This is a genomic window from Pseudomonas sp. B21-047 (assembly GCF_024748775.1).
Taxonomy (GTDB): domain Bacteria; phylum Pseudomonadota; class Gammaproteobacteria; order Pseudomonadales; family Pseudomonadaceae; genus Aquipseudomonas; species Aquipseudomonas capeferrum.
In genome coordinates, this window is sequence record NZ_CP087169.1 from 4,868,958 (window position 1) to 4,893,796 (window position 24,839).

Below are 24,839 nucleotides of genomic sequence, written 5' to 3' on the forward strand. Positions count from 1 at the left end.
CAGAGTGCGCCTGCTATCGATTCAAGCAGGGAGGGAGAGGTGGAGAGTCGATCTGTAAGCCGGGTTTTGTCGAGGACAGTCATTCCTCTACGACGGCCATCACTGGACGCCTCTAGCAACCTACCCGGTTCCGACGCGGGCCACGCCTAATGGAACCCTATTTGGTCTTGCTCCGAGTGGGGTTTACCTAGCCACGAACTGTTGCCAGCCGTGCGGTGCGCTCTTACCGCACCTTTTCACCCTTACCGGCACCGAAGTGCTTAGGCGGTTATTTTCTGTGGCACTTTCCGTAGGCTCGCGCCTCCCAGGCGTTACCTGGCACTCTGCCCTATGGAGCCCGGACTTTCCTCCCCCTGCTGTTTCGCAACAAAAGCTGCGGAACAAAAACAGGCAGCGACTGTCCGATCGACTCTCCGCCGACAAGATTAACGGTACACGCGGTCAAGAACAAGCGATACCGCAAACTATATCAAATGGCCACTACTCTGCTTTCTGTTTTTCCAGGGCAAGTTGATACAACAGGTTCTTGCGTACACCGGTAATTTCCGCCGCAAGTGCCGCCGCCCGTTTGAGCGGCAACTCCGCCAACAGCAAGTCCAGCACCCGCTGCGCTTCGGTACTGATCGCCTGCTCGCCCTCGGGCGCGCTCCAGCCACCGACCAGCACCACGCATTCCCCGCGCTGCTGATTGCTGTCGCCCGCGACAAACGCCCGCAGCTCGGCCAACGGCAAGCCCTTGAGGGTCTCGAAGGTTTTGGTCAGCTCGCGCGCCAGCAGCGCCGGGCGCTCGCCACCGAACACCGCCTCCATGTCCTCCAGGCACTCGAGGATACGGTGAGGGGCCTCGTAGAAGATCAGCGTGCGTGGCTCTTCCTTGACCTGCTCCAGCCGCGCACGGCGCCCCGCCATCTTGGCTGGCAAAAAGCCTTCGAAGATGAAACGGTCAGAGGGCAGGCCCGCCGCCGACAGCGCGGCAATCAGCGCGCATGCACCCGGTACCGGCACCACACTCACCCCCGCCGCCCGCGCCTGACGCACCAGGTGGTAGCCAGGGTCGGAAATCAACGGTGTGCCGGCGTCGGAAACCAGCGCGACATTGTCGCCGGCCAACAACCGGGTCAGGAACCGACCGCCCTCGTCGCGCTCGTTGTGCTCATGGCACGCCGCCAGCGGCGTGTCGATACCGAAATGCTGCAGCAGACGGATCGAGTGGCGCGTGTCCTCGGCCGCGATCAGGGCGACATCCGCCAGCACCTTCAGCGCCCTGGCGCTCATGTCGTCGAGGTTGCCGATGGGCGTTGCGACCACATACAGCGTACCCACGGTGGATTTCGAAGCCCCTGCCACATCAGTCACTGCGCACACCTGTCTTTCGGATCAAAGGCGCCATTGTAGCCCGACCGCCCGTAACAGGGCGCAAAGAACTTCGCAGGCGTTCATCGGCCAGCGACCTATAGTGAAGGATCAGCATCAGCAAGATCGCGCCCCGGCCAGTGCTTGGGTACAATTGCCGGCCAACTTGATCGAGTAACAGGACCTTTACATGATCGCTTGCCTGCGGCTGCTCTCAGCCCTCTGCCTCGCTACCCTGCTGGCAGCCTGCGCCAGCTCGCCCTCATCCAGCCTGGGCGAGCTGCCACGCACCCCGGACGCCAGCATCGAGCAACTGCTCGAAAAGGCCGCCTCCAGCAAGTCTGCGGAAGATGCCGCCCTGCTGCGCCTGAGCGCCGCAGACCTGGCGTACAAGCAGAAGGACTACCCGCGCGCCGCACGCATTCTCGAGCAGGTCCCGATGGACACGCTCAAGCCCGCACAGCAAGTGTTCGCCAGCACCCTTGGCGCCGAGCTGGCCATGAGCCGCAACCAGCCCAAGGCGGCCCTCACCGCCCTGTCGCACCCTAGCCTGCAGCGTGTCGCCGAGCTGCCGGCAGAACAGCAGGTACGCACCTACAGCGTCCACGCCGCCGCCCTCGAAGCCGACGGCCAGGCCCTGGCCGCAGCCCAGCAGCGCGTGCTGCTTGCCCCGCTGCTCAGCGGCCAGGCCGCCAGCGCCAACAACGACTCGATCTGGGCGCTGGTCGCCGCGCTGCCGTCAGAACAGCTGCAGCAGCCAGCCAACGACCCGGTACTCGCCGGCTGGACCAGCCTGGCCCTGGCCGTGAAAACCGCCGGCACCCTGGAGCAACAGCAAGCCGCCATCGACACCTGGCGCCAGCAGCACCCGGACCACCCTGCCGCCCAGCAACTGCCGGTGGCGCTGGCCAAGCTCAAGGAGCTGGCCAGCCAGCCATTGACCAAGATTGCCCTGCTGCTGCCCCAGGAAGGCCCATTGGCAGGCGTCGCACGCGCACTGCGTGATGGCTTCATGGCCGCCCACTTCCAGGCTCAGCAGTCTGGCCAGCCGGCCCCCGCCGTGCAGGTATACGACAGCTCCCGCATCACCTCGGTTGACGACTTCTACCGCCAGGCCCAGGCCGATGGCGTGCAACTGGTAGTCGGCCCACTGGAAAAACCCCTGGTGAAAAAGCTCGCTGCCAATGCGCAACTGCCAATCACCACGCTTGCCCTGAACTACGCAGACGCCGGCCAGACAGCCCCGCCGCAGCTCTTCCAGTTCGGCCTCGCTGCCGAGGATGAAGCCCGCGAAGTCTCACGTCGCGCCCGCGCCGACGGCATGGTCCGCGCCGTCGCGCTGGTACCGAGCGGCGAGTGGGGTGACCGTGTGCTCGCCGCCTTCCGCAAAGACTGGGAAAGCAACGGCGGCACCCTGCTCGCCGCCGAACGCATCGCGCAGCCCGTCGCCCTGGCCCAGCAGATTGCCGACCTGTTCCAGCTGCGCCAGAGCGAAGGCCGCGCCAAGAGCCTGCAGAGCACCGTGGGCGGCAACATCGCCGCGCAGCCATCGCGCCGTCAGGACATCGACTTCATCTTCCTCGCCTCGACGCCGCAACAGGCCCAGCAGATCAAGCCGACCCTGAACTTCCAGTACGCCGGCGACGTACCGGTCTATGCCACCTCGAACCTGTACAGCGCCAGCGGTGACGTCAACCAGTACAACGACATGAACGGCATCCGCTTCTGCGAAACACCGTGGCTGCTCGACACCAGCAACAGCCTGCGCCAGCAGGTGGTGCAGCAATGGCCGCAAGCCGCCGGCAGCCTCGGCCGCCTGTACGCCATGGGCGTGGATGCCTACAGCCTGGCACCGCGCCTGGGCCAACTGAAAGCCCTGCCGGACAACCGCGTACAAGGGCTTTCGGGCAGCCTCAGCATGAACGCCAACCAGCGTATCGAGCGCCAGCTGCCTTGGGCCGAGTTCTCTGGCGGCCAGGTCAAGCGCCTGCCAGACACCGCCCGTTGATGCCAGACGCATCGCCCTCCCAGGCCGGTCAGGCAGCCGAAAACCAAGCCCTTGAGTTCCTTCAAGGGCAAGGCCTCAGGCTGCTGACGCGCAATTGGCGATGCAAAGGCGGTGAGCTTGATCTGGTCATGCTCGACGCCGATACAGTAGTATTCGTCGAAGTCCGCTACCGGTTGCACGCGAGCTTCGGTGGCGCCCTCGGCAGCATCGACGGGCGCAAGCAGAAACGGCTGGTGCTGGCTGCCAGCCTTTTCCTGCAAAAGGAGCCGCGCTGGGCCGCACAACCCTGCCGCTTCGACGTTGTCGCCCTGCAGGGCAGCCACCATGCAGGCAGACCGCTTCAATGGCTGAAAAACGCCTTCGAATGCTGAACCCACTTCGTATTTTTTGCTCTATGTTTCGCGGGCTGGTCTTTGTTGCGCGCCGCGCCGGCCACCGCCCCACTTAAGGTCACCAGATGGACATGCAATCCCGAATTCGCCGGCTGTTCCAGGCCAGCATCGATACCAAGCAACAGGCAATGGACATCCTGGCACCGCACATCGAGCAGGCCAGCCTGGTCATGGTCAATGCGCTTCTCAACGAGGGCAAGATGCTCGCTTGCGGCAACGGCGGCTCGGCCGGCGATGCCCAGCACTTCTCGTCGGAGCTGCTCAACCGCTTCGAGCGCGAGCGCCCGAGCCTGCCGGCCATAGCACTGACCACCGACAGCTCGACGCTGACCTCGATCGCCAATGACTACAGCTACAACGAAGTCTTTTCCAAGCAGATCCGCGCCCTGGGCCAGCCCGGCGATGTGCTGCTGGCGATTTCCACCAGCGGCAACTCGGCCAACGTGATTCAAGCGATCCAGGCCGCACATGATCGCGAAATGATTGTCGTAGCATTGACCGGGCGTGACGGCGGCGGCATGGCTTCGCTGCTGCTGCCCGAGGACGTGGAAATCCGCGTGCCTTCGACGGTCACCGCACGTATCCAGGAAGTCCACCTGCTGGCGATCCACTGCCTGTGCGATCTGATCGACAGCCAATTGTTCGGGAGTGAAGAATGACCCCTATGCGCCTCGGCCTGATGGCCCTGACCCTGTGCCTGAGCGTCACCGGCTGCAGCTCGGTGCTGACCTCGACCCGTAACTCGCCGATCGAGGACGATCGCGGCACGCGCACCATCGGCAGCAAGATCGATGACTCGCTGATCGAAACCAAGGCTGCGGTCAATATTTCCAAAGCCAGCCCAGACCTCGACAAGGGCTCGCACATCGTTGTCAGCAGCTACAACGGCATCGTCCTGCTTGCCGGCCAGACCCCTCGCGCCGAGCTCAAGAGCCTGGCCGAGCAAACGGCTGGCCAGGTGCAGCGCGTGAAGAAGGTGCACAACGAACTGCAGGTGATGCAGCCCTCCTCCATCCTGGCGCGCAACAACGACGCCTGGCTGACCACCAAGATCAAGACGCAGATGCTGACTGACAACGCCGTGCCAAGCTCGCGCATCAAGGTGATTACCGAGAACGGTATCGTCTACCTGCTCGGCCTGGTGACCCAACAGGAGGCCAATGCTGCCACCGGCGTGGTACAGGGCGTGTCGGGCGTGCAGAAGATCGTCAAACTGTTCGAGTACATCGACTGATTGACGGGCTGCCTGAACCGACCTCTTCGCGGTTGACCCGCGAAGAGCCGGCACAGGCAGCAACGTTGCTCCAATCCTTCCAGATACCCAGGAAACACCGCATGAAAAAGCTTTTGCTGCCTGCCCTGCTGTTTGGCACCTTCGCCACCCTGGCTGGCTGCTCCACCCCAAGCCTGATCACCCTCAACGACGGCCGTGAAATGCAGGCTGTCGACGCTCCGAAGTTCGAAAAGGACTCCGGTTTCTACGAGTTCCAGCAACTCGACGGCAAACGCACCCGCATCAACAAAGACCAGGTACGCACCATCAGCGACCTGTAATCGCAGGCGCGCTGCAAATAAAAAGGCGATCCGGTTGGATCGCCTTTTTTGTTACTTGACCACTTTCAGGCTTGGCCGCCCCGTCGGGCGCGGCGGCTGGCCACCGCCTTCTGGCGGGCCATCATCATCCGGCTCGACATCGTCGTCTTCAAGCTCCTCGCCTTCCATCAGCGACGGCTCCAGCTCGAAGACCATGCCCTGGCCGTTCTCACGGGCGTAGATACCGAGGATCGCGCCAATCGGCACGTACAGCGTGTGGGCAACACCACCGAAGCGGCCTTCGAAGCTCACTGCCTCGTTATCCATGTGCAGGCTGCGCACGGCACTGGGCGAGATATTCAGGACAATCTGACCATCACTGGCAAAACCTTGAGGCACCTGGACTGCCGGATACTCGGCATTGACCAGCATATGGGGCGTGCAATCGTTGTCGACGATCCACTCATACAGTGCTCGAACCAGATAGGGGCGACTGGAGTTCATCAACAGCTCCTTAAAGCTTGCGCATTTCACGTTCAACGGAGGACAGGCTCGCCAGGAAAGGCTCGCGGGCGAACTGTCGCTCCATGTAATCCAGCAGCGGCTTGGCTTGCCGCGGCAATTCGATACCCATTACCGGCAAACGCCAGAGTATGGGCAATAGACAACAGTCGACCAGGCTTTGCTCATCACTCATGAAGCAGGCGAACTCACCGAACAGCGGCGAGACCCCCGTCAGACTCTCACGCAACGCCTTGCGCGCTTCGGCGCGGGCAGCATCGCTGTTGCGCACGTCGAGCACCGTATCGGCCAGGGCACACCAGTCACGCTGGATGCGATGCATGAGCAGGCGGCTGTTGCCACGCGCCACAGGGTACACCGGCATCAAGGGCGGATGCGGATAACGCTCTTCGAGGTACTCCATCACCACGGTCGACTCATACAACGCCAGGTCGCGGTCGACCAGGGTCGGCACGCTCGCATAGGGGTTAACCTCGACCAGCTTGGGCGGCAGGCGGCCAGGGTCGACGTCGATGATCTGCACACTGATGCCTTTCTCGGCAAGCACGAGGCGTACCCGATGAGAATAGTGATCAGTGGGGTCGGAATAGCAGGCTAACCTGTTGGTTGCGCCCATGTAGCGCCTCCTCGTACGGGATGCTCGTAACACTCAAAATGAAAACGCGCCCGGGGCACCCTGGCAAACCTGCCAGAGCCCCCCGGGCGCGTTCAACTACCAGAAATTACTGCGTGATCAGTGCACGTCCTTCCAGTATTCACGCTTGAGCAAATAGGCGAATACGAAGAAGAAAGCCAGGTACAGCAACACGTAGGTACCGATGCGCTGGCTTTCCAGTTTGACCGGGTTGGCCGAATAGGCCAGGAAGGTCACCAGGTTCTTGACCTTCTCGTCGAACTGCTCGGTCGTCAGGGTACCGGAATTCGGCGTGATGGTCAGCTGGTCACACGCTTCATGGGTCAGCGGGCTGCCCGTCAGCGGGTCAAACTGCTTCTTGCCATCGACTACGCTCTGTACCTGCTTGCAGCCAACCACCTGGTTGCCCTGTAGGCCAACCAGCACGTTGGGCATGCCAACGTTAGGGAACACCTTGTTGTTCACCCCATAAGGGCGCGACGGGTCCTCATAGAAGCTGCGCAGGTAAGTGTACAGCCAGTCTGTGCCACGCACCCGGGCAACCAGGGTCAGGTCGGGCGGCGCAGCGCCGAACCAGGTCTTGGCGTCGTTGGGGCGCATGCCGATCTGCATGTGGTCGCCGATCTTGGCACCGGTGAAGACCAGATTCTCGAGCATCAGCTCGTGCGGGATACCCAGGTCGTCGGCCACCCGCTCGTAGCGCTGGAACTTGGCACTGTGGCAACCCATGCAATAGTTGGCAAAGGTACGCGCGCCATCCTGCATGGCTGCCTTGTCGGTCAGGTCGATGTCGACCTTGTCCAGCTCCAGGCCTTGTTCTGCGGCGAAGGAAAAGGCAGGCATCACGGCCAGCAAAAATACTGCAATCAACTTTTTCATCAGCCAGTCACCCTTTCCGGAACCGGTTTGGTCTTCTCGAGCCTTGTGTAGAACGGCATCAGCAGGAAGTAGGCGAAGTACAACACCGTGCACACCTGCGACAGCAAGGTGCGGCCAGGCGTCGGCGCCAGCACGCCCAACACACCGAGGATGACGAAGGACACGCAGAACACCAGCAGGAAGAGCTTGCTGATCCAGCCCTTGTAGCGCATGGAGCGCACCGGGCTGCGGTCGAGCCAAGGCAGCACGAACAACACGGCGATCGCGGCCCCCATGGCGATTACGCCCATCAGTTTGTCAGGCACCGCACGCAAGATCGCGTAGAACGGCGTGAAGTACCACACCGGTGCGATGTGCTCCGGCGTCTTGAACGCGTTCGCCTGCTCGAAGTTCGGTTTTTCCAGGAAGTAACCGCCCATTTCCGGGAAGAAGAACACCACGGCACAGAACACGAAGAGGAACACCACCACGCCGACAATGTCCTTGACGGTGTAGTACGGGTGGAACGGGATACCGTCCAGCGGAATACCGTTTTCGTCCTTTTTCTTCTTGATGTCGACGCCATCGGGGTTGTTCGAACCCACTTCGTGCAAGGCCAGGATGTGCAGCACCACCAGGCCAAGGATGACGATAGGCAGGGCAACCACATGCAGGGCGAAGAAGCGGTTCAGGGTGATGCCGGAGATCAGGTAGTCACCGCGAATCCACTGGGTGAGGTCATCGCCGATCACCGGGATGGCGCCGAACAGCGAGATGATCACCTGGGCACCCCAGTACGACATCTGCCCCCACGGCAGCAGATAACCCATGAAGGCCTCTGCCATCAGCGCCAGGTAGATCAGCATGCCGAACAGCCAGACCAGCTCACGCGGCTTCTGATAGGAGCCATAGAGCAGGCCGCGGAACATGTGCAGGTAGACCACGATGAAGAACGCCGAAGCACCGGTGGAGTGCAGGTAGCGCAGGATCCAGCCATATTCGACGTCACGCATGATGTACTCGACCGAGGCGAAGGCCTCTTCCGCCGAGGGCGTGAAGCTCATGGTCAGCCACACACCGGTCACGATCTGATTGACCAGCACCAGCAACGCCAGGGAGCCGAAGAAATACAGGAAGTTGAAGTTCTTGGGCGCGTAATACTTGCTCAGGTGGTCTTCCCACATCTTGGTGGCGGGGAAGCGCGCATCAATCCAGTCCATGAACTTGCTCATCATGCGTTCTCCTGATCGACGCCGATGACAATGATGTCGTCCGACTCATAAGAGTGCGGGGGCACTGGCAGGTTGAGAGGCGCCGGCTGCGACTTGTAGACACGGCCAGCCAGGTCGTAGTGTGAACCGTGGCAAGGGCAGAAATAGCCACCCACCCATTTCGGACCGAGGTCGGCGGGCGCCACTTCCGGACGGAACGTCGGCGAGCAACCCAGGTGGGTACACAGGCCGACGAGAATGAGTATTTCCGGTTTGATCGAGCGAACCTGCGGGTCGACGTAGGTCGGCTGCACCGAGGCCTTCGACTCGGGGTCGGACAGGTCTGCGGTGATTTTCTTGAGGTTCCCGAGAATTTCTTCCGTTCGCCGTACGATGAACACAGGCTGGCCACGCCACTCGGCCACCATCTGCTGCCCGGCCTCGACCTTGGCAATATTGACCTTCACCGGTGCACCTGCGGCTTTCGCCTTGGCACTGGGAAACCATGACCCCACGAACGGTACCGCAGCCCCCACTGCCCCCGCTGCCCCGACCACAGAGGTCGCGGCTACGAGGAAGCGGCGCCGGCCTGCGTTGACGCCGTCATTACTCATTCAGTCCTCTCCCATCAGCTTGCTTGGCCTGTTGAATCAGGCCTGTACTTAGGTAATGTCTGTGGCACTAAAAATTGGCCGCCATGGTAAGAAACAAATCCACACACTGACAAGGTGATTACCCGCTTACGGGCTACAACCCTCGCTTTGCTTGATCTGCGTCTATGCGGTAAGCCGTCACGGACATGCTGACAGGTTAGTTCAAGACATAAAAAAAGCCCGGTTCCAAAGGAACCGGGCTTTTTCGACTGCCGAAGCGGTATTAACGCTTGGAGTACTGAGGACGCTTACGCGCTTTACGCAGACCCACTTTCTTACGCTCAACTTCACGAGCGTCGCGGGTGACGTAGCCAGCACGACGCAGAGCGGCACGCAGGGTTTCGTCGTATTGCATCAGAGCGCGGGTGATACCGTGACGGATCGCACCGGCTTGACCACTGACACCACCACCAGCAACGGTGACGTAGATGTCGAACTTCTCAACAGTCTCGGTCAGTTCCAGCGGCTGGCGAACAACCATGCGAGCGGTTTCGCGGCCGAAGAACACGTCCAGAGAACGGTTGTTGATGGAGATGTTACCAGTACCCGGACGCAGGAAAACGCGAGCGGTTGCGGTCTTGCGACGGCCAGTGCCGTAATTTTGAGTCGCCGACATAATGAACTATCCCGTTAGATCTTCAGTTCTTGAGGCTGCTGAGCAGTGTGTGGGTGAGCAGCACCCGCGTACACTTTCAGCTTACGGTACATGTCGCGACCCAGCGGGTTCTTCGGCAGCATGCCTTTGACCGCGGTTTCGATAACACGCTCAGGGGCCTTGGCGATCAACTTCTCGAAGTTGATTTCCTTGATACCGCCTGGGAAGCCGGAGTGGGAGTAGTACATTTTGTCGGAAGACTTGGCGCCAGTCACACGGATTTGCTCGGCGTTGATGACGACGATGTAGTCGCCGGTGTCAACGTGAGGGGTGTATTCTGGTTTGTGTTTGCCACGCAGACGGCTAGCGATTTCGGTAGCCAGACGACCCAGGGTCTGGCCAGCGGCGTCGACTACGAACCACTCGCGCTTTACTGTTTCCGGTTTAGCAGTAAAAGTTTTCATTCTCTAAAGCCTCAGAGGCCGCCCAGCGAAAAATAGACGGCGAATCTTACTGGATAGTGCACAGCTTGCCAAGGGCAAGCGCGCAGCCGAACACAGACGCTTTTGGGGGCTCGGGTCGGGCACGCCCATGTTCGACGGGGTTCTTCCTGCGTGGTGGTGCATCACTCCCTCCACACGGAGAGGGTCCGAATTATCCAGATTGCGCGAAAAATTTCAACCTGCTTTTATGGGCTTCTTTGCCAAGGAGAGACTTCCCGATGGAATACCGCCAGCTCGGTCGTACCGATCTCAACGTCAGCGCCCTGTGCCTGGGCACCATGACCTGGGGTGAGCAGAACGTTCAGGACCAGGCCTTTGAACAGATCGCCATGGCCAAGGCCGCCGGGGTCAACTTCATCGACACCGCCGAGATGTACCCGGTGCCGCCCCGCCCCGAGACCTACGCCGCCACCGAGCGCATCATCGGCAACTGGTTCCGCCAGCATGGCGATCGCGACGACTGGATCCTGGCCAGTAAGGTCGCCGGGCCCGGCAACGGCATCAGCCACATCCGCGATGGCCAACTCAAGCACAACCGCCAGCACATCGTTGCGGCACTGGACGAGAGTCTCAAGCGCCTGCAGACCGATCGCATCGACCTGTACCAGTTGCACTGGCCCGAGCGCAGCACCAACTTCTTCGGCAAGCTGGGCTACCAGCACCTGAGCACAGACCTGTTCACCCCACTGGAAGAAACCCTCGAAGTGCTCGACGAGCAGGTGCGCGCGGGCAAGATCCGCCACATCGGGCTGTCCAACGAAACGCCGTGGGGCACCATGAAGTTTCTGCACCTGGCAGAAACCCGCGGCTGGCCGCGCGCGGTGTCGATCCAGAACCCGTACAACCTGCTCAACCGCAGCTTCGAGGTCGGCCTTGCGGAAATCGCGATCCGCGAGCAGTGCGGGCTGCTGGCCTACTCGCCGCTGGCATTCGGCATGCTCTCGGGCAAGTACGAGAACGGCGCCAGGCCAGAGAACGGCCGCCTGACCCTGTTCAGCCGCTTCGCCCGCTACTCCAACCCACAGACCGTGGCGGCCTGCAGCCGCTATGTGCAACTGGCCCAGGCGCATGGCCTGGACCCGGCGCAGATGGCCTTGGCCTTCGTCACACGGCAACCCTTCGTGACCAGCAATATCATCGGCGCGACCGACCTGGCGCAGTTGCAGAGCAACCTCAAGAGCCTGGAACTGAACCTGGGCGATGAACTGCTGGCGGCGATCGAAGCGATTCATCAGGACCAGCCCAACCCGGCGCCTTGATCAAAGCGACAAGCAGCGAGCTTCAAGCTGCAAGACAGAGTGGGTGTGTACTGGCCTGTTTTTCTTGGAGCTTGTCGCTTGAAGCTTGCAGCTGGACAAAAAACATAAGACGATTCAGCCGGTGATTGACCACTCTACCCTATAAGAACAATGACAAATGATGTTTACCCAACCCACCGCTTCACTGCGGCGCGTCAGCATCCTGGCCATTGACAAGGTGTTCGCTTCGACCTTGATGCAAGCCAAGGACTTCTTCCACCTCGCCAGCCTGCGTTACAGCAAGCAGCTGGGCCTGGGCTTGCAGCCCATGTTCGAAATTGGCCTGGTGAGCCCGGACGGCCAGCCCGTGGACAGCTTCAGCAATGTCCAACTGCCGGTCGACGGCGGCCTGAACGATGCCGATATCATCATCCTCCCGGCGTTCTGGGACGATTTCGACAACCTCATGCAGCGTTATCCACAGGTACTGCCGTGGTTGCGCGAACAACATGCCCGCGGCGCCGTGCTGTGCGCCGAAGCCAGCGGTGTGTTCTGGTTGGCCGAGTCCGGCCTGCTCGATGGCAAGGAAGCGACAACCTACTGGCGCTTTTTCGCCAACTTCGCCGAGCGCTTTCCGAACATACGGCTTAACCAGGACAAGCACCTGACGGATGCCGACAACATCTACTGCGCCGGCGGTGCCACCTCGGCCTGCGACCTGTATATCTATCTGATCGAGCGCTTCTGCGGGGCCAACGTGGCCCGTGCCGTGGCCCGCGATATCCTCTACGAAGTGCAGCGCAACTACACCCCGGGGCGCATGGGCTTTGGTGGGCAGAAGCTGCACCAGGACCTGATCATCCTGCAGATCCAGCATTGGCTGGAAGAGCACTTCGCCGACAAGTTCCGCTTCGAAGACGTTGCCCGCAACCATGGCATGAGCATTCGCAACTTCATGCGCCGCTTCCAGGGTGCGACGGGCGACAAGCCGCTGCACTACCTGCAACGGTTACGGATCGAGACGGCCAAGGGGTTGTTGTCGAGCACGCGCAAGAGCATCAAGACCATCAGCTACGAGGTCGGCTACGACGATGCCAGCTTCTTTGCCCGCTTGTTCCGCCAGCATACCGAACTGTCGCCGAACCAGTACCGGCAGCAGTTCATGCAGGAAGCCTGAAAGGCTTCCTGAGCGGCAAGCTACAAGCTTCAAGCGGCAAGAAAAAGCCAGAGCAACATGCGGTTTGCCCTGGCTTTTTCTTGCCGCTTGAACCTCGAAGCTTGCCGCTGCCTTTAGGGCTTATGCGCGCGCGACAGGAACTCGTGTGACTGCATTTCCAGCAACCGGCTCAAGGTACGCTGGAACTCGAAGCTCAGCCGGCCACCGGTGTACAGGTCCTTCAGCTCCACCTCGGCCGAGATGATCAGCTTGACGTTACGGTCGTAGAATTCGTCGACCATGTTGATGAACCGACGGGCGATGTCATCGGTGGCAACGCCCATCTGCTCGACATTGCTCAGCAGAACGGCATGGAAGATCTTGCCCAGCTCGATGTAGTCGTTCTGGCTGCGCGGCCCGTCGCACAGGGCACGGAAGTCGAACCAGGCGACGTCGTCGCAGGTGCGCAGGGCATTGATCGGGCGGTTCTCGATCATCAGCACGTCGTTCTCGACGGCCTGGGTGCACTCCGGCGTCAACGCCTTGAAGCTTGCACGCATGCTCTGGTGCGCGGCGTCATCGAGCGGGAAGTGGAACAGTTCGGCCTGCTCCAGGTGACGCAGGCGGTAGTCGACGCCGCTGTCGACGTTCACCACGTCGGTGTACTGCTTGATCATGGCGATGGCCGGCAGGAAGCGCGCACGCTGCAGGCCGTCCTTGTACAGGCCGTCCGGCACGATGTTGGAGGTCGCCACCAAGGACACGCCGTTCTTGAACAGCTCTTCCATCAGAGTGCCGAGGATCATCGCATCGGTAATGTCGGAGACGAAGAATTCGTCGAAGCAGATCACCCTGGCTTCGTCGCTGAAGCGCTTGGCAATGAGGGTCAGCGGGTTCTTCTCGCCCTTGAGGGTTTTCATCTCCTCGTGCACACGCTTCATGAAGCGGTGGAAGTGCGTGCGCATCTTCTGCTTGAACGGCAGCGCCTCGTAGAAGGTGTCGACCAGGTAGGTCTTGCCACGGCCCACGCCGCCCCAGAAGTACAGGCCCTTGACCGGCGTCTGCTCCTTCTTGCCGAACAACTTGCCGAACATGCCCGGCTTGTTGTTCTGCGCCTGGACCAGGTCGTCGTAGAGGCGCTGCAGGTGACGCACCGCAGTCTCCTGCGCCGCATCATGGAAGAAGTCGGGACGTTTCAGATCTGCTTGATATCGTTCTAGGGGCGTCATGATTTCGTTAGCGAGGCAACAAAAAACGGGCCGTCACTGTAGCGACAGACCCGCTTGATGGCAATCATACATACAGCCATTGTCTCTCAGGCCGCACGCTCAACCGCTCCTTCAGTCGAATGCTTCAGTCCTGCTGCGGCGCCAGCGCCTCGTGCAGGCTTTGAACGGCAGCATCACGGGCTTCGGCGCTTGCGAACTGCGGCCCGTCGGCAACCTGCTCGCCGTTCAGCCACAGGCTGAAGCCCAGGCCTTCGACACGCACATCGGCCTCGCCGCCTTGCTGCAATTGCTTGCTCACAGCGCCCGCACTCTTGCCGTCGGCGAAGCTGCGCGACAGCAGCAGTTGCTCGCCATCGGCGGCCAGCAGGCGGAAACGGAAGCTGCCGTCCTCATCGCGGAAGCTGACGAAACGCGCGCTCTTGGCTGCCTTTTTCTTGACTTCGGTGCCGGCCTGCACGCTGCTGCGGAACGAGCGCAGGCCAACGGCCTCGCGCAGTTGCTCGAGGAACGGCGTGGCGGTCTTGCGGGCCTTGGCGGCGCCGGCCAGGAGGATGTCTTCCAGGTCCGAGGGGCGCGAAATCAGTTGGTGGTAGTGATCACGCTTCTCGGCCAGTTGCCCGTCCAGCAGCTGGAACAGGCGCTGCTTGGCTTCACCCCAACCCAGGCCCTGCAGCAGCGCTTCGCGGAACTCGGCGCATTGTGCCGGCGTCGAGAACGCCTGGAACAAGGTGAACAGGTGGGCGTTGTCCGGGTCTTTCGCTTCGCCAGGTGCACGCGAGTCGGTGACGATGCGCGAGATGGCGTCTTTCATGTCCTTGGCGCTGGTGAACAACGGGATGGTGTTGTCGTAGCTCTTGGACATCTTGCGACCATCCAGGCCCGGCAGGGTCGCCACGCTCTCCTCGATCACCGCCTCAGGCAGGGCGAAGAAGTCTTTGCCCTGGCCGAACAGGTGGTTGAAGCGCTGGCCGATGTCACGCGCCATTTCCACGTGCTGTATCTGGTCACGGCCAACCGGCACCTTGTGGGCGTTGAACATCAGGATGTCGGCGGCCATCAGCACCGGGTAGCTGTACAGGCCCATGGTCACGCCGGCATCCGGGTCTTCGCCGGTTTCCAGATTCTTGTCCACCGAGGCCTTGTAGGCATGCGCCCGGTTGAGCAGGCCCTTGGCCGCGACGCAGGTCAGCAGCCAGGTCAACTCAGGGATTTCGGGGATATCGGACTGGCGGTAGAAGGTCACCTTGTCCGGATCGAGGCCACCGGCCAGCCAGGTCGCGGCGATTTCCAGGCGCGAGCGCTGGATGCGCTGCGGGTCGTCGCACTTGATGAGGGCGTGGTAGTCGGCCAGGAAGTAGAACGAATCGGCACCGGGTTGCTGGCTGGCGCGGATCGCCGGGCGGATGGCGCCGGCGTAATTGCCCAGATGCGGGGTGCCGGTGGTGGTGATACCGGTAAGGATGCGCGTGGTCATGGGTGTTCGCTTATTCAGGCTTGGCTCAATTCGAAAGGCGCGGCAGCAGCAGATCCTTCAGATCGGTCAGCTTGCCATGGAAGAAGTGCCCGCATTCTGCCACTTTCAGCAGCTCGTGGGGGCGCGACAGGGCGTCAGACCATTCGTAAACCAACTGCGGATCGACGACTTCGTCGCTGTCAGGCTGTACCAGCGTGATCGGGCAGCGCTGCGGCAGCGGGAATTCACTCGTCAGGCGCATCACCGCCGGGGCGATCATGAACAAATGCTGCAGCACAACGCCTGCGCTTTCCAGGCGCCCTGCCAGGCTGGTGGCGACAAAGCCACCGAACGAGAAGCCCATCAGCACCACGGGCAGCCCTGGGTGCTTGGCCTGCAGCCAAGCCGCGGCGGCCTCGGCGTCGGCCACCTCGCCAGCGCCCATGTCGTGGCTGCCGGCACTCTGACCCACGCCACGGTAGTTGAAGCGCAGGGTCACGTAACCGGCGTCACGCGCCGTGCGTTGCAGGGTCGAAACCACCTTGTTGAGCATGGTGCCGCCCTGGACCGGGTTGGGGTGGCAGATCAGCACCGCGCCGCGGGCGTCGGCCACATCCAGGTACAAGGCTTCCAACTGGCCGCAAGGGCCGTCGATGAACAAAGGGGTTTCGCGGACAAGCAAGGCACTACTCCGTGACCTCGGGAAGGGTCGATTCGTCTAGGTGAGGAATTCTGTTCTGATTTGCGATCGCTCGCGGTATACAGCGCAGGTCTGAGCCGTTAACGTAAAGCAAAGCCGTTTATAGAGGAAGGACTCGTGGAACTCTCGCTCCTTGTTTGGTTGTTGCCGACCCTGGCCCTGGTCATCGGCGTGGTGGTTGGTTTCGTCGTGGCCCGCCTGCTGCCCAATGCCGCGCCTAGCAGCACGCAACGTCAGCTGGACGATATCCAGCAGCGTTTCGACAGCTACCAGAACGAAGTGGTCACCCACTTCAACAGCACCGCCGTACTGGTCAAGAAACTGACCCAAAGCTACCAGGATGTCCAGGATCACCTGGCCGATGGCGCCAACACCCTGGCCCTCGACGACGTGACCCGCCAACGCCTGCTGGCCGCCCTGCACTCCGAAGCGGCCCAGGGCCCTCGTGACCGGCTTACCCCGCCGAAGGACACGGCCGAAGTGCCACGCGACTACGCGCCAAAAACGCCGAACTCGCCGGGCATGCTCGATGAGAGCTACGGGCTCAAGCGTTGATGCGCTGAAATGAAACAAGGCCTCGCGAGAGGCCTTTTTCTTGCGTCCAATCTTTGACTGACAACGACGAAAAACCCTGCCGAGGCAGGTTTTTTCATTTCAGCTCAAGGCTTGCGCCACGGCTGACCGTCCTCATCGTCGTCACCACCGCCACGGCGAATGTCCAGCCTGTAGTTCACTGTTGTCTTCATGGAGATACTCCTTCAAAGATGCGCTGGCCAGATGACCAACGCAGTGAGGATGCTCTTGAGCTGAAGACCAAGGCACAGGGCACAGCTTCCGCCGCCCTCATGCCGCCTGGGTACAGACACGAAGCGCCTGCTCGACATCAGCGATCAGGTCTTCTATATCCTCCAACCCTACCGACAACCGCACCAACCCTTCCGAAATGCCATGGTGCGCACGCTCCTTCGGCGTATAGCTGGAATGGGTCATGCTCGCCGGGTGCTGTGCCAACGACTCGGCATCGCCCAGGCTCACCGCCCGCGCGAACAGCTGCAAGGCATTCATGAACCGCCGCCCCGCTTCGATCCCGCCCTTGAGCTCGAACGCAATCATGCCGCCCGGCAGGCGCATCTGGCGCTGGGCCAGCGCGTGCTGGGCAAACGATGGCAGCCCTGGGTAGTGAATAAGCTCGACCTGCGGCTGGCTCGCGATAAACTCCGCCACTTGCTGGGCGTTGGCGCAATGGCGGTCCATGCGCAGGGCCAGGGTCTTGATCCCGCGCATCAACAGCGACGCATCGTGCGGCGACAGCACTGCACCGGTCATGTCTTTCAGCCCTTCCAGGCGTATCCGGTCGATCAGTGCCTTGCGCCCGACCACCAGGCCGGCCGTGATATCCCCATGGCCGCTGAGGTACTTGGTCGCCGAATGCACCACCAGGTCGGCGCCCATTTCCAGCGGCCGCTGCAAATAAGGGGTGCAGTAAGTGTTGTCGACCACGATATGCAAGTCATGCCCGCGCGCAGCATCGGCCACCGCTGCGATATCGACCAGTTGCATGTTGGGGTTGGCCGGGGTTTCGAAGTAGATCATCCGTGTTTTGCTGGTAATTGCCGCCTTGAGTGCCTTGATATCGTTGAGGTCGACGTGATGGATCTTCACCCCGAACTCGCCGATGCCATGGTGCAGGAAGGCGAACGTACAGCCATACAGCGTACGCCCGACGATCAGCTCATCGCCCGGCCGTAGCAGGGTCCATATCGTCGAAGTGATGGCCCCCATGCCCGACGCCAACGCCAGCCCCGCCTCGCCCCCCTCCAGTGATGCCATGCGCTGTTCCAGCAAAGCCAGCGTCGGGTTGGAGATGCGGCTGTAGAAGTGCCCCGCCTCTTCCCCGGCAAAGCAGGCAGCGCCGTATTCGACGGTGGGGAAGGCATAGGTGGCGGTCTGGTACACCGGCGGCACCAATGCGCCACCGTGTGACTGCGGGTCATAGCCATGGTGGATGGCCCGCGTGGAAAAACCGGTGTTGTTATGGGAGTCGCGCATGGCAACAGCCTCTTGTGGTTTGTTATAAGCTTATGCCACCGAGCTGCCTGAATTTTTCCAAAATAGCCCACGCAAACGCGCACTTTTTGGAACAAAAACAACAATTATCCGATCAGGAGGGCAAAACATGCCTTCGAGCCTCGACCGCACCGACCGCGCCCTGCTTGCCGCCCTGCAGGACAACGCCCGCCTAACCGTTTCCGAACTTGCCGACCAGGTGGCGCTGACCACCTCGCCCTGTTGGCGGCGGGTCAAGCTGCTGGAAGATAACGGTTACATCACCGGGTATCAGGCCATTCTTTCCCCCAAGTCGCTGGGGTTTGGGGTGACCGCCTTTGTCAGCATCATGATGGATTCGCATACCAAGGACATGGCGCTGGCGTTTGAAAAACGGTTGATGGAGATACCGGAGATTGTGGCGTGCCATAACATTTCGGGACGGTATGACTTCCTGCTGGAAATACTGGCGCGGGACCTTGAGTCGTTTGGGGAATTTACCCGGGAAGTGCTGCAGCGGTTGCCGGGGGTGAAGGAGATTTATTCGAGTTTTTCTTATAAAGCGGTGAAGGAAAGGCGGGTAATTCCAGTCTCAGAAAAACACATATAAGTTGGACTAGCCCGTTGCTCATCCAAATAACAAGGATTGCGTATTGCTCGTAAGAAGATCGGGCGAAGGCGACAAAGTCCCTGCCTTCGGTTTTTAGGTAGCGCCTGCTTTACCGAACAACAAGCATCTTAGCCAGTGAACTTCCGTATCACCCCATTAAAAAATCGAGCTTATTTACCTCACCTCCAACCGCTGCGGTCGATTTGCAGACACACTCTATACCCTAAGATAAAAACGGCCACATCGTTCTCAGCACCACAAAATTATACCTCCAAGCTTATTGAGCTTGGAGGCCTAAATCCCTCGAAGCGCGACTATATATCATGGATAGTCATGTGGAATCTTGATGAGAGGTGAAGGGATGGGAGGATAAACCTCTGGGTATATTTTGACCCTTCGAGGCAGCCGTCCCGGTACATACCCATGGCGCGCCCATCTCACCTCCCCATTGCGGCCATCAAAAATCAAAATATTTCCCGTATCAGTCAACGCGAGATAGTTATTTTCCCAGTAGGATTTATCCAGTGTCTCTGTGGACTGAGCGGACCATATCCGCTCTCGGACAGGATCATATAAAAAACCGGAATTACTGACAACGAACTGGAGTGGCTCGCGCGCTCGCTGCCGGAATGTGGAGCTATACGGCTGACTCTCGTCTGCGATCCAGATTACGGTCCCCCCATCTTCCAAGACCAGATTTCCGTCACTTCTGAGACGAAGAATAAACCGTCCGTTCTCTGACTTTATAAACTGTCCCGCCTGCATGGCTTGATTAGGAGGGAGCAATACCCCACCCGAACCAAGGAACGGCTGATAGCTTATTTTTCGATACTTACCTCTTCCCATTACACACCTCAGGTCTATTGACACACATGGCCCGCTTATTAAGCGATCCACGACCATGATGGCTATATAACGAGCACAATAACACGTAGAACTGCTCCCCCACTAAAGCTGGAAAAAATCCCTACAAACTAAAGCGAAATCCCCTTCACCTATTAGCCCAGATTAATCTTGAAAAACCAGCCATAATTCAAGCTCAGAAAGACATCCACGAGGACCCAAAAAGACCAGCCCCTACTGAAACACTTAATTCCCTCACCAAAATAACAACTTTCGCGCACGCAAATATACGCCATGAAAAAGCTAGCCATCATGATTCTAATTGTTCTTAACGGATGCACCCACGAGATGCCTATATTATTCCCTGACAAACAAGACATCCATTTCAAATGCGATATGGACCCGTACAAGCAGGGTTGCGAGCGCCAGATGGATTACCAAGAGCACTTTCGATGGATGAATAACATAAAAAAGAAAAACAGTCAGGATGATGACTTGGAGCACGCACCATAAAAGAGTGGCGCGCAGCCAACGATAAACCAGGATTTAAAGCAGCGTGAATATAACACCCCACTCCTGCGGGATGTTACTTCTTATAACCCATTATAGACGAAGCTCAGCAGGTGGCCACGCACTGCCTATGTCGCCGACCAACAAGCATTCAGCCAGATTAACTTTGGCCTTCATCCTCTTGCCCCCCAAACGGCATATGAAGCGTATAAATGACCCCCAACATTTACGATTACAGAAATCTCCTACAGCTCAACAGAAAAGCGGCTAAAACACTCGCAGATCCCCAATGGAAAAAGTTGCGCTAGGATAAAAACCGAAAAAACAGCCAGGCATGCATGTACCAAAGCGGGGTTGATGGGCTGCTTTATCAGTCAGCGGTCTATATCGTCACCGGCTCCATGCAGGGGTGCAATCTCGTCTTGAACACAGGTCGCTCAACCCAGGTGGAAGCACTGAGCTATCAACCTCTCATGCAGGCGCTGCTGTCTAACGGTGAAACGGCCGTTGAATTCCTGGACAGCCTAGGTGTAGTGCTGGAGTAAACGTACAAGAAGCCTTGTAGACAGCCCCGGCTTTCACTGCCCCGCCGTCAAGGCATTCACATAGTCACGCGTGATGATCCTCAGGGCCACACTGTCATCCAACAATTCGAACCGTGGCACTTCATTGCTTGGCTCCCCTGGGTCTGAGTAATCCATTTTGCCGACCAGGTGCTGAACCAGAAAATTCATGGCTTCAAGGTCGGCAGGGTCTACCTCTAGCGCTTTGATCAGCCTTGCGACAACTGCCCGTGGCTTGTTATTGGCAAACTGAAACGATGGGTAGAATTTTCTGCGGTTACCGGAATTTGTGTACGCAAGCAGGTTTCCAGCTTTTGTCTTCTGGCTCAGTGCCTGCTTTGTAATGCCCAGTATTTCGCAGGCCGCCTTGGCGTCCAGTAACTCGCAACGACCGTCGACCCGCTCGAACGCACGCGCTTTCATCCTGGACACGGCTTCCTGGTTGCGCGTTACGATACTGCGTTTAGTCTCAACCTCTACCTTGGCAAGCGCCGCGAATGCTTTTTCGTCCGCAAGGGCCACAGCTTTCAGCACCACCGCTTCCGAAGCACGAGCAAGGTGCTCCTCAAAGCGCTCACGCAATGCGGCCTTCGCAGTTTCGATACGACCGATTTCCGGATGGAGTACTTCATGTGTGGTTGTAATCATAGGGCCTACTCAGGGCCTTAATCGCCCCTGTGCCAACAGACTAGACCGGCCCTTGAAGAGCTATCAACTTGTCAACTTGTCTATCCGTCAAGTCGCTAACTGATCGCCGTGCGTGTGCTTTAATCACAGCCATAAAAAAACCCGCCGAAGCGGGTTTTTTCATGCAGCTTCAGCGCTTAGATCGCGCCGCGCTGACGCAGCACATCCAGCACCTGCTTCACGCCTTCATCGACGCTGGTAGCCTGGGTATCAATCACCAGGTCTGCATCCAGCGGCACATCGAACGGGAAGCTCTCGCCCGGGATGTTGTCGCCACCGGCCGCATACAGGCCCTGCGGGTCGCGCTCGCGGCAGGCGATAGGCGAGGCCTGGACGTAAACGGTCACCAGGCGCTCCTTGCCGATCAGCGCCTTGGCCTGTTCGCGGCCTTCGGCATCCGGGGCAACGAACGCAGCCAGGGTCAGCATGCCGGCTTCGTTGAACTGGCGCGCCACATGGGCGGCACGGCGCCAGTTTTCGGTACGGCCGGCGCGGTCCTGTGGCAGGCCCTTGTTCAGGTCGTGGCGCAGGTTCTGGCCATCGAGCACGTAAACAGCACGGCCCATGTCGAACAGCTTGCGCTCCACGGCATAAGCCAAGGTGCTCTTGCCAGCGCCGGACAAGCCGCTGAACAGCACGGTGGCCGGCTGCTGGCCGAAGCGCAGGGCGCGCTCTTCGGTGGAAACGTGGGCCTGCTTGCCGTGCTGGCCGGTGCTGCCGTGTGGCAGTACTGGCGGCGCGATGATCATGCCGGCGCCGACGGTGCCATTGGTCAGGCGGTCGATGACGATGAACGCACCGGTGGTGCGGTTGCTGTCATAGCCGTCCAGCGCGATGGCGCTGTCCAGGGACACCTTGACCCGACCGATCTCGTTCAGTTGCAGCGCACTGGCAGCGTCTTTTTCGAGGGTATTTACATCGACCTTGTGGGTGATGCTGGCGATCGAGCCCGGCACATAGCTGGTGGCGCGCTTGATGTCGTATTTCTTGCCCGGGAGCATCGGCTCTTCAGCCATCCACACCAGCATCGCGTCAAACTGGTCGGTTACCGGCGGCACGTTGTCGGCATGCACCAGCAGGTCGCCACGGGAGATATCGATCTCGTCTTCCATGGTCAGGGTCACGGCCTGGCCTGGGCCGGCGTTTTCAAGCTCACCTTCGTAGGTGACGATGGACTTGACCCGGCTGCTCTTGCCCGACGGCAGCACGACGATTTCGTCACCCTTGTGCACCACGCCGCTGGCAAGGGTGCCGGCGAAGCCGCGGAAGTTCAGGTTAGGGCGGTTGACGTACTGCACCGGGAAGCGCAAGTCGGTGAAGTTGCGGTCGGCCGCGACTTCCACGGTCTCGAGGATTTCCATCAGCGCAGGGCCGGTGTACCACGGCGAACGCTCGCTGCGGTTGACCACGTTGTCGCCCTTGAGCGCCGACATCGGCACGAAGTGCAGGCTGCTCGGCGTCAGGTTGATGGCATCGGCAAACTTCAGGTAGTCGGCCTTGATTTCTTCGAAGACGCCCTCGTCGAAACCTTTGAGGTCCATCTTGTTGACCGCGACGACGATGTGCTTGATGCCCAGCAACGAGGCGATGTAGCTGTGGCGACGGGTCTGGGTCTGCACGCCATAGCGGGCATCGACCAGGATGATCGCCAGGTCACAGGTGGACGCACCGGTGGCCATGTTACGGGTGTACTGCTCGTGGCCCGGGGTGTCGGCAATGATGAACTTGCGCTTGGCGGTGGAGAAGTAGCGGTAGGCGACATCGATGGTGATGCCCTGCTCGCGCTCGGCCTGCAGGCCGTCGACCAGCAGCGCCAGGTCGACTTCTTCGCCGGTGGTGCCGGACTTCTTCGAATCACGGGTGATGGCTTCGAGGTGGTCCTCGTAGATCATCTTCGAGTCGTGCAGCAGGCGCCCGATCAGGGTGCTCTTGCCGTCGTCGACGTTGCCGCAGGTCAGGAAACGCAGCAGTTCCTTGCGCTCGTGCTGGGCCAGGTAGGCGAGGATGTCCTCGCTGATCAGATCAGATTGGTGACTCATTGCATTCAAGCTCCAAGCTGTAAGCTTCAAGCAGCAAGCTTGTCGGCGTACAGCTAGTTAGAAATTTTGTTGATCAACCCTGCAAGCATTCTGGAGAGCTCACGGGTTTCAGTAATCCAGTCGTTGGCCAATTCAGAAGGCAAGTAACCCATTTCACCGGCAATTATCAGTTGAGCCCGCAACTCTGCGCAGGACGCCTTCGCCACGCTTAGGAACCACGTCTTCTCCCGCGACCCTCTGCGCTCCATCCCTTCGGCAATGTTGGAAGGGACTGAAACCGCTGCACGGGTGATGTGAGATCTGAATCCAAAATCCCGGCAGTCGGCAAATGCCTGATACATCACAACGGCTAAGTTTTTACTTCTCTGCCAAACCAGCAACTTCTCAAAATCCACTGCAGACACTCCCTGTGCGCCCGCAGTGCAGGCGGCAGTCCACAAAAATCAGAAGCTACTCGTTCTGCTTCTGTCTTGCAGCTTGCCGCTTGTAACTTGAAGCTTAGAAATAGCCTTGGCGTTTCTTGTCTTCCATGGAGCCGGCGCCATCGTGGTCGATGACACGGCCCTGGCGCTCGGACGTACGGGTCAGGAGCATTTCCTGAATGATGTCCGTCAGGGTCTCGGCTTCCGACTCGACAGCGCCCGTCAACGGGTAGCAACCGAGGGTACGGAAACGCACCTTCTTCTTGACGATGCGGGCTTTCTCTTCCTCGGAGAGGTGCTCGAGAATGCGCGCGTCGTCGATCATGATCAGGGTGCCATTCTTCTCGATCACTTCACGCTCGGCGGCGAAGTACAGCGGCACGATCGGGATGCCTTCGAGGTAGATGTACTGCCAGATGTCCAGCTCGGTCCAGTTCGACAGCGGGAAGACGCGGATCGACTCGCCCTTGTTGACCTTGCCGTTGTACACGTTCCACAGCTCGGGGCGCTGGTTTTTCGGGTCCCAGCGGTGCTTGCTGTCACGGAACGAGTAGACGCGCTCCTTGGCCCGGGACTTTTCTTCGTCACGGCGGGCACCACCGAAGGCGGCGTCGAAACCATGCTTGTCCAGCGCCTGCTTGAGGCCCTGGGTTTTCATGATGTCGGTGTGCTTGGAGCTGCCATGGGTGAAGGGGTTGATGCCCTGCGCCACACCCTCGGGGTTGACGTGGGTGATCAGTTCCAGGCCCATTTCCTCGACCATCTTGTCGCGGAAGCTGTACATCTCCTGGAATTTCCACTGGGTGTCGACGTGCATCACCGGGAACGGCAGCTTGCCCGGGAAGAAGGCCTTGCGCGCCAGGTGCAGCATCACGGCGGAATCCTTGCCGATCGAGTACAGCATCACCGGGTTGTCGAACTCGGCGGCCACCTCGCGGATGATGTGGATGCTCTCCGCCTCCAGCTGTTTCAAGTGCGTCAGTTTGTCGACCATGGCTACTCACGAAAAACGATCTTATGGACGGCCTGCGGGCCGTGTTCGAGCGAGCCACTTTATCACAGCGGCTGCTTCTATTTAGGA

The 24,839-nt window shown here is 59.9% G+C and carries 25 protein-coding genes and 1 other RNA gene; 9 read left to right on the forward strand and 17 right to left on the reverse strand.

Annotation, left to right across the window (positions count from 1 at the left end; genetic code table 11):
• Window positions 1–39: 39 nt before the first annotated feature.
• Both rnpB and rsmI read right to left on the reverse strand, forming a co-directional pair.
• An RNA gene (gene rnpB / locus LOY26_RS22005) (RNase P RNA component class A) lies at window positions 40–413 on the reverse strand.
• A gap of 67 nt (window positions 414–480) precedes the next feature.
• Window positions 481–1,356, reverse strand: coding sequence for a 16S rRNA (cytidine(1402)-2'-O)-methyltransferase (rsmI, locus tag LOY26_RS22010; RefSeq protein WP_186663371.1), 876 nt, complete (start codon window positions 1,354–1,356; stop codon window positions 481–483).
• A gap of 187 nt (window positions 1,357–1,543) precedes the next feature.
• Between rsmI and LOY26_RS22015 the strand changes: the two genes are divergently transcribed.
• The 5 genes from LOY26_RS22015 to LOY26_RS22035 all read left to right on the forward strand — a co-directional run bounded on the left by LOY26_RS22015 (window position 1,544) and on the right by LOY26_RS22035 (window position 5,307).
• On the forward strand, window positions 1,544–3,361 hold the full coding sequence (locus LOY26_RS22015; protein WP_186659708.1) for a penicillin-binding protein activator: 1,818 nt from the start codon (window positions 1,544–1,546) through the stop codon (window positions 3,359–3,361).
• Window positions 3,361–3,732, forward strand: coding sequence for a YraN family protein (locus LOY26_RS22020; RefSeq protein ID WP_033702843.1), 372 nt, complete (start codon window positions 3,361–3,363; stop codon window positions 3,730–3,732). Before LOY26_RS22015 ends, LOY26_RS22020 begins: the two co-directional genes overlap by 1 nt.
• 86 nt (window positions 3,733–3,818) lie before the next feature.
• Window positions 3,819–4,412: a phosphoheptose isomerase gene (locus LOY26_RS22025; RefSeq protein WP_012274070.1), complete on the forward strand. Its 594-nt coding sequence runs from the start codon at window positions 3,819–3,821 to the stop codon at window positions 4,410–4,412.
• Window positions 4,409–4,987, forward strand: a complete 579-nt coding sequence (locus LOY26_RS22030; protein WP_186659710.1) for a BON domain-containing protein — start codon at window positions 4,409–4,411, stop codon at window positions 4,985–4,987. Before LOY26_RS22025 ends, LOY26_RS22030 begins: the two co-directional genes overlap by 4 nt.
• Before the next feature lie 101 nt (window positions 4,988–5,088).
• Window positions 5,089–5,307 (forward strand): YgdI/YgdR family lipoprotein, encoded by a 219-nt coding sequence (locus tag LOY26_RS22035; protein ID WP_047582670.1) that lies wholly within the window; start codon window positions 5,089–5,091, stop codon window positions 5,305–5,307.
• Window positions 5,308–5,358: 51 nt separating this feature from the next.
• Here LOY26_RS22035 and LOY26_RS22040 read toward each other — a convergent pair whose 3' ends face one another.
• The 7 genes from LOY26_RS22040 to rplM form a co-directional block, all read right to left on the reverse strand.
• Complete coding sequence (locus LOY26_RS22040; RefSeq protein ID WP_033702846.1) at window positions 5,359–5,790, reverse strand: ClpXP protease specificity-enhancing factor; 432 nt, start codon at window positions 5,788–5,790, stop codon at window positions 5,359–5,361.
• Between the two features lie 10 nt (window positions 5,791–5,800).
• Window positions 5,801–6,424 carry a glutathione S-transferase N-terminal domain-containing protein gene (locus LOY26_RS22045; protein WP_047582668.1) on the reverse strand — a complete coding sequence of 208 codons (624 nt, stop codon included), beginning with the start codon at window positions 6,422–6,424 and terminating at the stop codon, window positions 5,801–5,803.
• Window positions 6,425–6,541: 117 nt separating this feature from the next.
• Complete coding sequence (locus LOY26_RS22050) at window positions 6,542–7,321, reverse strand: cytochrome c1 (RefSeq protein WP_186663369.1); 780 nt, start codon at window positions 7,319–7,321, stop codon at window positions 6,542–6,544.
• The gene (locus LOY26_RS22055) at window positions 7,321–8,532 is read right to left on the reverse strand and encodes a cytochrome bc complex cytochrome b subunit (protein WP_033702849.1); all 1,212 of its coding nucleotides are present in this window, start codon (window positions 8,530–8,532) and stop codon (window positions 7,321–7,323) included. The genes LOY26_RS22050 and LOY26_RS22055 overlap by 1 nt, the downstream gene beginning before the upstream one ends.
• On the reverse strand, window positions 8,532–9,125 hold the full coding sequence (gene petA / locus LOY26_RS22060; RefSeq protein WP_027593998.1) for a ubiquinol-cytochrome c reductase iron-sulfur subunit: 594 nt from the start codon (window positions 9,123–9,125) through the stop codon (window positions 8,532–8,534). The genes LOY26_RS22055 and petA overlap by 1 nt, the downstream gene beginning before the upstream one ends.
• Before the next feature lie 262 nt (window positions 9,126–9,387).
• A complete protein-coding gene (gene rpsI, locus LOY26_RS22065) occupies window positions 9,388–9,780 on the reverse strand; it encodes a 30S ribosomal protein S9 (RefSeq protein ID WP_033702850.1) in 393 nt (130 codons plus the stop codon).
• A gap of 14 nt (window positions 9,781–9,794) precedes the next feature.
• Entirely contained in the window at window positions 9,795–10,223 is a 429-nt protein-coding gene (rplM, locus tag LOY26_RS22070) for a 50S ribosomal protein L13 (protein ID WP_008097538.1), read from the reverse strand.
• 257 nt (window positions 10,224–10,480) lie between these two features.
• Between rplM and LOY26_RS22075 the strand changes: the two genes are divergently transcribed.
• Together LOY26_RS22075 and LOY26_RS22080 are read left to right on the forward strand one after the other, a co-directional pair.
• Window positions 10,481–11,521, forward strand: a complete 1,041-nt coding sequence (locus LOY26_RS22075) for an NADP(H)-dependent aldo-keto reductase (protein WP_186661751.1) — start codon at window positions 10,481–10,483, stop codon at window positions 11,519–11,521.
• A gap of 235 nt (window positions 11,522–11,756) precedes the next feature.
• Window positions 11,757–12,677, forward strand: a complete 921-nt coding sequence (locus tag LOY26_RS22080) for a GlxA family transcriptional regulator (protein ID WP_077068765.1) — start codon at window positions 11,757–11,759, stop codon at window positions 12,675–12,677.
• A 113-nt stretch (window positions 12,678–12,790) separates the two neighbouring features.
• Here the strand turns inward: LOY26_RS22080 and zapE are convergent, their stop codons facing one another.
• The 3 genes from zapE to LOY26_RS22095 form a co-directional block, all read right to left on the reverse strand.
• Window positions 12,791–13,885, reverse strand: a complete 1,095-nt coding sequence (zapE, locus tag LOY26_RS22085; RefSeq protein WP_033702852.1) for a cell division protein ZapE — start codon at window positions 13,883–13,885, stop codon at window positions 12,791–12,793.
• 124 nt (window positions 13,886–14,009) lie between these two features.
• On the reverse strand, window positions 14,010–15,359 hold the full coding sequence (locus tag LOY26_RS22090; protein ID WP_033702853.1) for a tryptophan--tRNA ligase: 1,350 nt from the start codon (window positions 15,357–15,359) through the stop codon (window positions 14,010–14,012).
• A 25-nt stretch (window positions 15,360–15,384) separates the two neighbouring features.
• A complete protein-coding gene (locus LOY26_RS22095) occupies window positions 15,385–16,020 on the reverse strand; it encodes an alpha/beta hydrolase (RefSeq protein WP_186661741.1) in 636 nt (211 codons plus the stop codon).
• Window positions 16,021–16,155: 135 nt separating this feature from the next.
• Here LOY26_RS22095 and LOY26_RS22100 point away from each other — a divergent pair, with 135 nt between their 5' ends.
• Entirely contained in the window at window positions 16,156–16,593 is a 438-nt protein-coding gene (locus LOY26_RS22100) for a YhcB family protein (RefSeq protein ID WP_027593992.1), read from the forward strand.
• A gap of 288 nt (window positions 16,594–16,881) precedes the next feature.
• On the opposite strand, the gene LOY26_RS22105 is transcribed toward LOY26_RS22100, so the two are convergent.
• Complete coding sequence (locus LOY26_RS22105) at window positions 16,882–18,087, reverse strand: methionine gamma-lyase (protein ID WP_033702855.1); 1,206 nt, start codon at window positions 18,085–18,087, stop codon at window positions 16,882–16,884.
• Window positions 18,088–18,214: 127 nt separating this feature from the next.
• Between LOY26_RS22105 and LOY26_RS22110 the strand changes: the two genes are divergently transcribed.
• A complete protein-coding gene (locus tag LOY26_RS22110) occupies window positions 18,215–18,694 on the forward strand; it encodes an Lrp/AsnC family transcriptional regulator (RefSeq protein ID WP_027595326.1) in 480 nt (159 codons plus the stop codon).
• 1,931 nt (window positions 18,695–20,625) lie between these two features.
• On the opposite strand, the gene LOY26_RS22115 is transcribed toward LOY26_RS22110, so the two are convergent.
• The 4 genes from LOY26_RS22115 to cysD all read right to left on the reverse strand — a co-directional run bounded on the left by LOY26_RS22115 (window position 20,626) and on the right by cysD (window position 24,752).
• Entirely contained in the window at window positions 20,626–21,258 is a 633-nt protein-coding gene (locus tag LOY26_RS22115) for a hypothetical protein (RefSeq protein ID WP_258714088.1), read from the reverse strand.
• A 176-nt stretch (window positions 21,259–21,434) separates the two neighbouring features.
• Entirely contained in the window at window positions 21,435–23,336 is a 1,902-nt protein-coding gene (gene cysN / locus LOY26_RS22120; RefSeq protein ID WP_033702857.1) for a sulfate adenylyltransferase subunit CysN, read from the reverse strand.
• Between the two features lie 53 nt (window positions 23,337–23,389).
• Window positions 23,390–23,731, reverse strand: a complete 342-nt coding sequence (locus LOY26_RS22125; RefSeq protein ID WP_258714089.1) for a four helix bundle protein — start codon at window positions 23,729–23,731, stop codon at window positions 23,390–23,392.
• Window positions 23,732–23,834: 103 nt separating this feature from the next.
• Entirely contained in the window at window positions 23,835–24,752 is a 918-nt protein-coding gene (gene cysD, locus LOY26_RS22130) for a sulfate adenylyltransferase subunit CysD (protein ID WP_095064192.1), read from the reverse strand.
• Window positions 24,753–24,839 lie beyond the last annotated feature (87 nt).

Coding starts and splice junctions, on each gene's coding strand:
- LOY26_RS22015 (WP_186659708.1), top strand. CDS start 1,544: ATGATCGCTTGCCTGCGGCTGCTCTCAGCCCTCTGCCTCGCTACCCTG.
- LOY26_RS22020 (WP_033702843.1), top strand. CDS start 3,361: ATGCCAGACGCATCGCCCTCCCAGGCCGGTCAGGCAGCCGAAAACCAA.
- LOY26_RS22025 (WP_012274070.1), top strand. CDS start 3,819: ATGGACATGCAATCCCGAATTCGCCGGCTGTTCCAGGCCAGCATCGAT.
- LOY26_RS22030 (WP_186659710.1), top strand. CDS start 4,409: ATGACCCCTATGCGCCTCGGCCTGATGGCCCTGACCCTGTGCCTGAGC.
- LOY26_RS22035 (WP_047582670.1), top strand. CDS start 5,089: ATGAAAAAGCTTTTGCTGCCTGCCCTGCTGTTTGGCACCTTCGCCACC.
- LOY26_RS22040 (WP_033702846.1), bottom strand. CDS start 5,790: ATGAACTCCAGTCGCCCCTATCTGGTTCGAGCACTGTATGAGTGGATC.
- LOY26_RS22045 (WP_047582668.1), bottom strand. CDS start 6,424: ATGGGCGCAACCAACAGGTTAGCCTGCTATTCCGACCCCACTGATCAC.
- LOY26_RS22050 (WP_186663369.1), bottom strand. CDS start 7,321: ATGAAAAAGTTGATTGCAGTATTTTTGCTGGCCGTGATGCCTGCCTTT.
- LOY26_RS22055 (WP_033702849.1), bottom strand. CDS start 8,532: ATGAGCAAGTTCATGGACTGGATTGATGCGCGCTTCCCCGCCACCAAG.
- petA (WP_027593998.1), bottom strand. CDS start 9,125: ATGAGTAATGACGGCGTCAACGCAGGCCGGCGCCGCTTCCTCGTAGCC.
- rpsI (WP_033702850.1), bottom strand. CDS start 9,780: ATGTCGGCGACTCAAAATTACGGCACTGGCCGTCGCAAGACCGCAACC.
- rplM (WP_008097538.1), bottom strand. CDS start 10,223: ATGAAAACTTTTACTGCTAAACCGGAAACAGTAAAGCGCGAGTGGTTC.
- LOY26_RS22075 (WP_186661751.1), top strand. CDS start 10,481: ATGGAATACCGCCAGCTCGGTCGTACCGATCTCAACGTCAGCGCCCTG.
- LOY26_RS22080 (WP_077068765.1), top strand. CDS start 11,757: ATGCAAGCCAAGGACTTCTTCCACCTCGCCAGCCTGCGTTACAGCAAG.
- zapE (WP_033702852.1), bottom strand. CDS start 13,885: ATGACGCCCCTAGAACGATATCAAGCAGATCTGAAACGTCCCGACTTC.
- LOY26_RS22090 (WP_033702853.1), bottom strand. CDS start 15,359: ATGACCACGCGCATCCTTACCGGTATCACCACCACCGGCACCCCGCAT.
- LOY26_RS22105 (WP_033702855.1), bottom strand. CDS start 18,087: ATGCGCGACTCCCATAACAACACCGGTTTTTCCACGCGGGCCATCCAC.
- LOY26_RS22110 (WP_027595326.1), top strand. CDS start 18,215: ATGCCTTCGAGCCTCGACCGCACCGACCGCGCCCTGCTTGCCGCCCTG.
- LOY26_RS22115 (WP_258714088.1), bottom strand. CDS start 21,258: ATGATTACAACCACACATGAAGTACTCCATCCGGAAATCGGTCGTATC.
- cysN (WP_033702857.1), bottom strand. CDS start 23,336: ATGAGTCACCAATCTGATCTGATCAGCGAGGACATCCTCGCCTACCTG.
- cysD (WP_095064192.1), bottom strand. CDS start 24,752: ATGGTCGACAAACTGACGCACTTGAAACAGCTGGAGGCGGAGAGCATC.